Source organism: Minwuia thermotolerans, assembly GCF_002924445.1.
In the GTDB taxonomy this organism is placed as follows: Bacteria; Pseudomonadota; Alphaproteobacteria; order Minwuiales; family Minwuiaceae; genus Minwuia; species Minwuia thermotolerans.
In genome coordinates, this window is the sequence record NZ_PIGG01000024.1 from 24,048 (window position 1) to 30,573 (window position 6,526).

Sequence of the window (6,526 nt, forward strand, 5' to 3'; positions counted from 1 at the left end):
CCGAAACGCCACATGGCGGGTGCGCCGCGCGGCGCCCACCGACTATCCTTCGCCGTCGCCGGGCGTCAGCCGCGAATAGATGATCGAGGCCGATTTCAGGTCCGGGTCCAGTTCCAGGGCCACCCGGGCCGATTCCCGTGCGCGTACCTTTTGCCCGGCGCGTTCCAGGCATTTGGCGAGTTGCAGATGCGCCAGGGCGTTGTCAGGCAGTTGTTCGGCCTGAGACTCCCAGTAAGGCACTGCTTCCACGAACCGTCCCTCGGCCATCAGCGCCATTCCGATGATCTGTTGCGCGGCGATGTTGTCGGGTTCGCGATCCAGATGGGCGGCCGCCAGCGGAAGTACGTCGCCGCGGCCCTCCCGATGGGCCTCCAGCACCTGGTCCAGCGACGCCTTCAGGATACGGGCCTCGACGCTTGGATCCCCCTGGACCACGGGATGATGGCGGATCAACTCGTAGATCGACCAGGCGCGGGCAACATCGCCATCGTTCACCGCATCTCTCGTCATCAGGATCAGGCGCGTGATCATGGAACGCTTGGCGGCTTCGGCTTCCGCTAGATGGTACTCGTCGGTCTTCGATCGGCTCGGCATGTTGCGGAGCTCATCGAACACCGAATAGGCGAGATCGTATTCCGCGTTGGCGGAGAGGGCCCGGCCGAGATAGAGCCGATAGGATATGCTCTCTGGGACGAGTTCGCTGCACAGGGCGAAGACGTCCCTGGCCAGGGCCGCATGGCCGGTGCGCAGCAGCGACCAGCCAAGCCGGAACCAGGCGGCGTGGGCGGCGTGATCCAGGCGCAGCGCGCTCAGCGTGGCGGCGGTTTCCTCATCCTGTTCGCGGCCTTCGAAGGCGGCTTCGACGCGGCCGGCAAGTTCCTGCACGGCCTGGCCGTCCTGCAGTGGGGGGTTGTCGCCGGTTTCCGCGCCTTCCGGCCAGGAACTTCCTTTCCGTTCCATCGACAGCGTCTCGACGAGCCTGAGCAACAGACGTCGCGCCTCGGGCCAGAGAATTTCTTCGGTTTCCGCGGCCGAGCAAGCGACGAGATGGTCGATCATGCGGCCTTCCGGCACTTCGTCGGACGCGCTTTCGTCCGGCCGGTCGCCCTCGAGGGCGATGCAGCAGCGATAGGCCAGGCGCAGTGTCTCGGCGTCACTGCGGCCATGACGGATCGCCAGGCATACATAGACCAGAGCGTTTCGCGGGAAGCCGGACATGAGAGCGAAAGCGGCGACATGAATTGCCGCTTCGGTGTCGGAAGGATCTTCTTCCAGCACCGCTCGCCAATGCGTGTCGGCCAGGCCGGGCTCGCCGGCCGCCGCATGCGTTTCCGCCCGGGACCGCCGGATTGTCGATGTCGTTGCGTCCATCCTACTCGCCGATGCCGCGTTCACAACGAATGCTCCCCGCCTGTCCCGAGCATCGTCCACTACTGCATACCATACCCAACTTCCGGAAGGACTTCGAGAATCCGTGAACCCACATGCGCATCGAACTCCGGCGAGTAGTGATAGATGTCACGGCCATCGTTTTTCAGTGCCTTCTCTCGGCCATAGGCCAACAATTCATCGGTCGGATCGAAAAATCCGGCGCCCAGATGCCGGGCCGCTTCTTTCACAACCCTGCGGTTACGCAGACGCATGGCTGAGATCGGATTGTCTTCTGTATCGAAGCTGAAATGAGGTACCAGGATCAGAGGCAGCGAGGCGTCACGCGCCATCTCCATGATACGTTCGATCAACTCGTCGTCGGTGAACTCCCGGAATTGCAGCGTGCGAACGATCTCCTCCTCCGAAGGGCGGAGTGTCTTGTCGCCGGCGCGCCGCATCTCCACCAGCTGGTCGGCGCTCGAAACCGCGGCCGGGTTGCGCTGGGAGACATTGCGCCACCATTCGAGAAAGTCGATCCCGCCGCGGCGGACGAAGTGTTCCGAAAAGTAGTTCTGCTGGAATTCGTACAGGCCGCAGTTCAAGCGGGCGAAGGATGAAATCTCCACGATCATGAAATCGATCTGCCGCACCGCCTCGGCGAGGGCTTCGTCGCGCTGCGGCGTGGTTTCGACCGAGAAGATGTACGGCGCGAAGCTGTCGGGAATGTCGACTTCGCCGCGGGCGAAACGAAGATACTGCAACGCCTCCATGGGACCATGGGTGAAGGCGTTGAATTCACGCCAGACCCGCTTCAGCCGGGCCGATTTCACCATCGCCTGAACAGGATTGTGCACGCGGCAGGAACCGATGACGCCAAATGTGCGGCCGGCTGCGGCCGAGCCTTCGTCTTCCGGAATCCGCGCGATCATCATGACGGCATCTCCTTCTGTGGCGCCGGGCTGCGTCTCGAGCGGCGCATGCCCGATCAGCCGTCCTGCCTGGCGAGGATCTCGGTCAGTTCGCCGACCGAACCGGCGGTGTAGGTCGCATCGATGTCCACGGTCTCGCCGGCCCTGGCTTCCAGATTGAGCATGATCCGCACATGGGCCAGGGAATCCCAGCCCGGAATGTCGGCCGCAGTGGCCTCCACCGTGACGCTGTCGGCCGGCGCGCCGGTCTCCTGGACGACGGCTTCGACGAGGTGTTTCATCCATTCGGAGGCCTGCATGACTCTGATCACCCCTGTTGGTTGCGCGCTTCGAGAAACTTGGCGAGGTTCGCCGAGCGCCCGATCTTCCCACTGGTCGTCTTGATCAGCCAGCCCTCCTCGACCAGTTCCACATATCTGGGCGTGATCTGGAAAATGGAAAATATTCTGTCGATGATTTCGCGCTGGATCTCCCGCGACGATCGGGCGGACCTCTCGACGCGTTCGGCAATGACGATCATCACCTGAGACCCGATCCGTGTGTCCTCGTGGGCGAGCACGACGGCCCGGCCGGGTTTCAGGCCGTCGATGCCGGCGATTTCGGCCTCGACTTCGTGGCCGTAGATGTTGCGGCCATTGACGATCATCAGATCATCGGTGCGGCCGAGCACGTACAGCCGCCCGTCGGCGAGAAAACCCAGATCGCCGCTGTGATAGAAGCCGTTCTCCAGCCGGGCAGCCGTGCGCTCGGGGTCCGCATTGTAGCCGTCGAACAGGAACTCGCCGGCGATGGCGATCTCACCGACATGTCTTTCCGGCAGGGGCCGGCGGCCCTCGTCGCGGATCTCGACCCGAAGGCCCGGTATCACCTGACCCGATTCGATGACCTCGAGCGCTTCCGGCGCGCCGGGCGCCGTGTCGGCCACACGGCCTTCGGTGCGCATCAGCTGGCCGTCGACGGTCAGCACGCGCGGTGCCTGGCCGAGCGGTGTCTGGGAAACGGCGAACACCGTCTCCGCCATGGCGTAGCAGCACTGCAACTGGTTCTTGTTCACGCCGGCCGCCGCGAAAGCCTCGGCGAAGCGATGGAAGGTCGAGGCGCGGCAGGGTTCCGAGCAGTTGATGAACGCACGCACACGGCCGAGCTCGTAGCTGGCGGCATCTCGACCGGCCGTCAGGGTGAGGTGCTCGAAGGCGAAATTGGGCAGCCAGCAGAAGGTGCCCCGTTCCTTGTCCAGCAGATCGAGAAGCAGGCCCGGCCGCGAAAGCCAGTGAAACGGATCGATATGGGTCACCGGGATGCCGAGATAGGCGGGCGTGATCATGCAGGCGATCAGGCCCATGTCGTGATAGAGCGGGAGCCACGAGACGATGCGGTCCTCATCATCCAACGACAGGACGCCCGCATAGCTGTCGACCTGCGCGCGGATCGCATCGAAGGAAAGCCGGACGCCCTTCTTCAGCCCGGTCGTGCCGGAGCTGTGCTGCAACAGGGCAATGTGCTCGCCCGGCGGCGGCGCAAGAGCCGCACCGCCCTCGTCCGCGGCCAGATTGTCGATCGAAATCTGGTGTATGGCCGCAAGGTCGAGCCCGGCCTCCTGCATTTCCGCAAAAGTCTCGTCGCTGGCCACGATCGCGTCGGGCCGGATGCGCCGCAGCAGCTTGTCGTGGCTGCGCCAGTAAAGGCCAGAATCCTGACGCGGCGAGGTGCAGGGCATCAGGGAAGGGACATGCCCTGCCAGCATGGCGCCGAAGAAGCTGCCGTAAAGTTCGGGTACATGGCGCAGGAAGATCAGGACCGTCCCGCCCTGGCCGACGCCGGCGTTCCGGTAGGCGGCCGCGAAGCGCCTGCAGTCCCTCTCGATATCCGCGAAACCGAGGTCGACCCTTCCGGCGGCAGTGACGAAGGATGCGGCCCGGGCGCCCGGCCGCTCCCGGAAATGGTCCAGCAGCGCGTCGGCGAAGCGGTTCGTATCGGAGGAAGACATGCTCGGGTAATCGACGCTCGGCGTTGCAGATTTTGACGGTAGCGGTGATCTAACCCACAACATCGCGCCTTGGAAGGCCTAGCATCCCGCCAATGATCGGTGGTAAAGGCAAGCGTCTGTTTGGAGAGGCGGCCCGGTCTTGACCCGATACAGTCCAGTCATTCCGGGCGCCTGCGTCCGGTACAGGTTCTGAAGTATTGAGTTCGGGAGACGATCGGTGCGGCGGGCAGGGTGCAAGTGAACGACCAGACGACCGTTGCGGCAGGTACAGTGACTGGGAACCCGGATATTCATGATGGTGGCGGGGCCGAAGGGGCCTTCGCTGTCGAGGACAGCGCCGGAGAAGGGGCTCGCCTTGTTCGTCTCTGCGTAGAACAGCCGGAAATGGCCGAACTGGCGCTTTCGGCGGTGGCCAGCGTGGACCGGGAGGATGGCCTGTTTACGCTGTTGCACACGCTTCCGGCGAGCATCATGCAGATGCGGTCGGCTGCGGCAAAGGCGAAGGGACGCCTTGCCGAGCGTCTTTTCGCTTCGGTCGACACGCTCATCGCGTCGGATCGACCGGAGGAGGCCGCACACGCCCTTGTACTCACATCGCAGATCGGTGCGAACCCCGACCGTGTCCAGGCTCTGTCGAAAGACCTTCATGGCCGTATCGTTGGTTCGATGCGCGAGGCGGTGGCCGGCGGACGCGACAAAGAGGCTTTCGATCTGGCCCAGACGCTTGTGTGGATGGCGCCGGCTTCGAGTGAGGGCTGGCTGACCGCCGGACGGATGCTGCTGAAATTCGACCGCAATCAGGAAGCGCTTGCGGCGCTCCGCCAGGCGGTCGAGCATGGACAATCCTCGCAGAACGCTCTGCTCAACCTCGCACGGGCCGAGATCAGGTGTGGCCTGGAGCGGGAGGGAATGCTGACGCTGTTCAAGCTGCTCCGGATCGCCGAGGCCGATGATGGACGCTATACACCCCTGGCGCTGACCAGCCCCCAGCGATTGGTCCGGGTGGAATGTTAGTGCATGGGCGGCTTTGCCGCCAAGCCGGCCGGCTGGTGAAGCGGAGCGGAGCCTGACGGCCAGCCTGGCGGAATGATGACCTCCGGCGCCGGTGGTCGGTAGCCGAGACGGCTGTGCGGTCGGATCGTGTTGTAGTGACGGCGCCATTGTTCGATGACCACCTGCGCCTCCTTCAGCGTGTAGAAGATTTCCCCGTCGAGCAGCTCGTCCCGGAACCGGGCATTGAAGCTCTCGATAAAGCCGTTCTCCCAGGGTGACCCCGGCTCGATGAACGCCGTTCTGGCGCCCACCGCTGATATCCAGCGCCGCACGGCCTCGGCGACGAACTCGGGGCCATTGTCGGAGCGAACGAAGGCCGGTGGACCGCGGAGAATGAACAGGTCCGTCAGGACGTCGATCACATCGACCGACGAGAGCTTCCGGCGAACCCGGATCGCCAGGCTCTCGCGCGTGAACTCGTCCAGCACGTTCAAGGTCCGGAAGGTCCGGCCATCATGTGTCCGGTGGTGGACGAAGTCATAGGACCAGACATGGTTGGGCCGTTCTGCCCGCAGCCGCATGCAGGATCCGTCGCCCAGCCACAGCCGCCGCCTCTTCGGCTGCCGGGCCGGTACCTTCAACCCCTCGCGCCGCCAGAGGCGCTCGACCCGCTTGTCGTTGATCTGCCAGCCGGCCTCCCGAAGCAAGGCCGCGATCCGGCGATAGCCGTATCGGCCATACTGACGGGCCAGCTCGATCATGTCCGCCACCAGCCGGGCCTCGTCATCACGTCCACGCGGGAGATGGCGCTGCGTGGAGCGGTGCTGGCCGAGAACCCGGCAGGCCCGGCGCTCCGATATCCGGAGACGCCGGCGGACATGATCGATGCAACGTCGGCGACGCGAGGGGCTCAGAAGTTTCCCTTCGCAGCTTCACTCAGAATCTGCTTGTCCAGGGTCAGGTCGGAGACCGCCCGGCGCAGCCGCTCGTTCTCCTTCTCGAGCTCCTTCAGACGCCGCAGCTGATCGCCGCTCATGCCGCCATATTCCCTGCGCCATCGGTAGAAGGTGACTTCGCTGATACCCAGCTGCCGGATCGCATCCGCCATCGACATGCCCTGGCTGTGCAGGACGTCCGCCTGGCGGAGCTTGCCCACGATCTCCTCAGGCTTGTGACGCTTCCTTGCCATCTTTGATCCTCCTTGTTCCAAAACATCAGGATGGACCAATTCAATGGGGGAGGCTCA

Annotated in this window: 6 protein-coding genes; 1 reads left to right on the forward strand and 5 read right to left on the reverse strand. The window is 64.3% G+C overall.

Translation table 11 applies throughout. The features are described 5' to 3' along the window. Positions 1-42: 42 nt before the first annotated feature. Genes CWC60_RS05660 through CWC60_RS05675 form a run of 4 tightly spaced genes read right to left on the reverse strand, consistent with a single transcriptional unit; the run spans position 43 to position 4,287 of the window. Positions 43-1,371 carry a tetratricopeptide repeat protein gene (locus CWC60_RS05660; RefSeq protein ID WP_109793026.1) on the reverse strand — a complete coding sequence of 443 codons (1,329 nt, stop codon included), beginning with the start codon at positions 1,369-1,371 and terminating at the stop codon, positions 43-45. Positions 1,372-1,430: 59 nt separating this feature from the next. Continuing rightward, complete coding sequence (locus tag CWC60_RS05665; RefSeq protein ID WP_109793027.1) at positions 1,431-2,303, reverse strand: hypothetical protein; 873 nt, start codon at positions 2,301-2,303, stop codon at positions 1,431-1,433. 53 nt (positions 2,304-2,356) lie between these two features. Further along, on the reverse strand, positions 2,357-2,599 hold the full coding sequence (locus tag CWC60_RS05670; RefSeq protein WP_109793028.1) for an acyl carrier protein: 243 nt from the start codon (positions 2,597-2,599) through the stop codon (positions 2,357-2,359). An 8-nt stretch (positions 2,600-2,607) separates the two neighbouring features. Further along, positions 2,608-4,287, reverse strand: coding sequence for an AMP-binding protein (locus CWC60_RS05675; protein WP_164516392.1), 1,680 nt, complete (start codon positions 4,285-4,287; stop codon positions 2,608-2,610). A 237-nt stretch (positions 4,288-4,524) separates the two neighbouring features. Here CWC60_RS05675 and CWC60_RS05680 point away from each other — a divergent pair, with 237 nt between their 5' ends. Beyond that, positions 4,525-5,301 carry a tetratricopeptide repeat protein gene (locus CWC60_RS05680; RefSeq protein WP_125182727.1) on the forward strand — a complete coding sequence of 259 codons (777 nt, stop codon included), beginning with the start codon at positions 4,525-4,527 and terminating at the stop codon, positions 5,299-5,301. Here CWC60_RS05680 and CWC60_RS05685 read toward each other — a convergent pair. Next, a protein-coding gene (locus tag CWC60_RS05685) for an IS3 family transposase (protein WP_109792214.1) occupies positions 5,298-6,469 on the reverse strand; the annotation gives its coding sequence in 2 pieces (ribosomal slippage) (positions 5,298-6,205 and positions 6,205-6,469; 1,173 coding nt in all). The two genes, CWC60_RS05680 and CWC60_RS05685, sit on opposite strands and share 4 nt — an antisense overlap. Positions 6,470-6,526: the final 57 nt, after the last annotated feature.

Coding starts and splice junctions, on each gene's coding strand:
- CWC60_RS05665 (WP_109793027.1), bottom strand. CDS start 2,303: ATGATGATCGCGCGGATTCCGGAAGACGAAGGCTCGGCCGCAGCCGGC.
- CWC60_RS05660 (WP_109793026.1), bottom strand. CDS start 1,371: ATGGACGCAACGACATCGACAATCCGGCGGTCCCGGGCGGAAACGCAT.
- CWC60_RS05670 (WP_109793028.1), bottom strand. CDS start 2,599: ATGCAGGCCTCCGAATGGATGAAACACCTCGTCGAAGCCGTCGTCCAG.
- CWC60_RS05675 (WP_164516392.1), bottom strand. CDS start 4,287: ATGTCTTCCTCCGATACGAACCGCTTCGCCGACGCGCTGCTGGACCAT.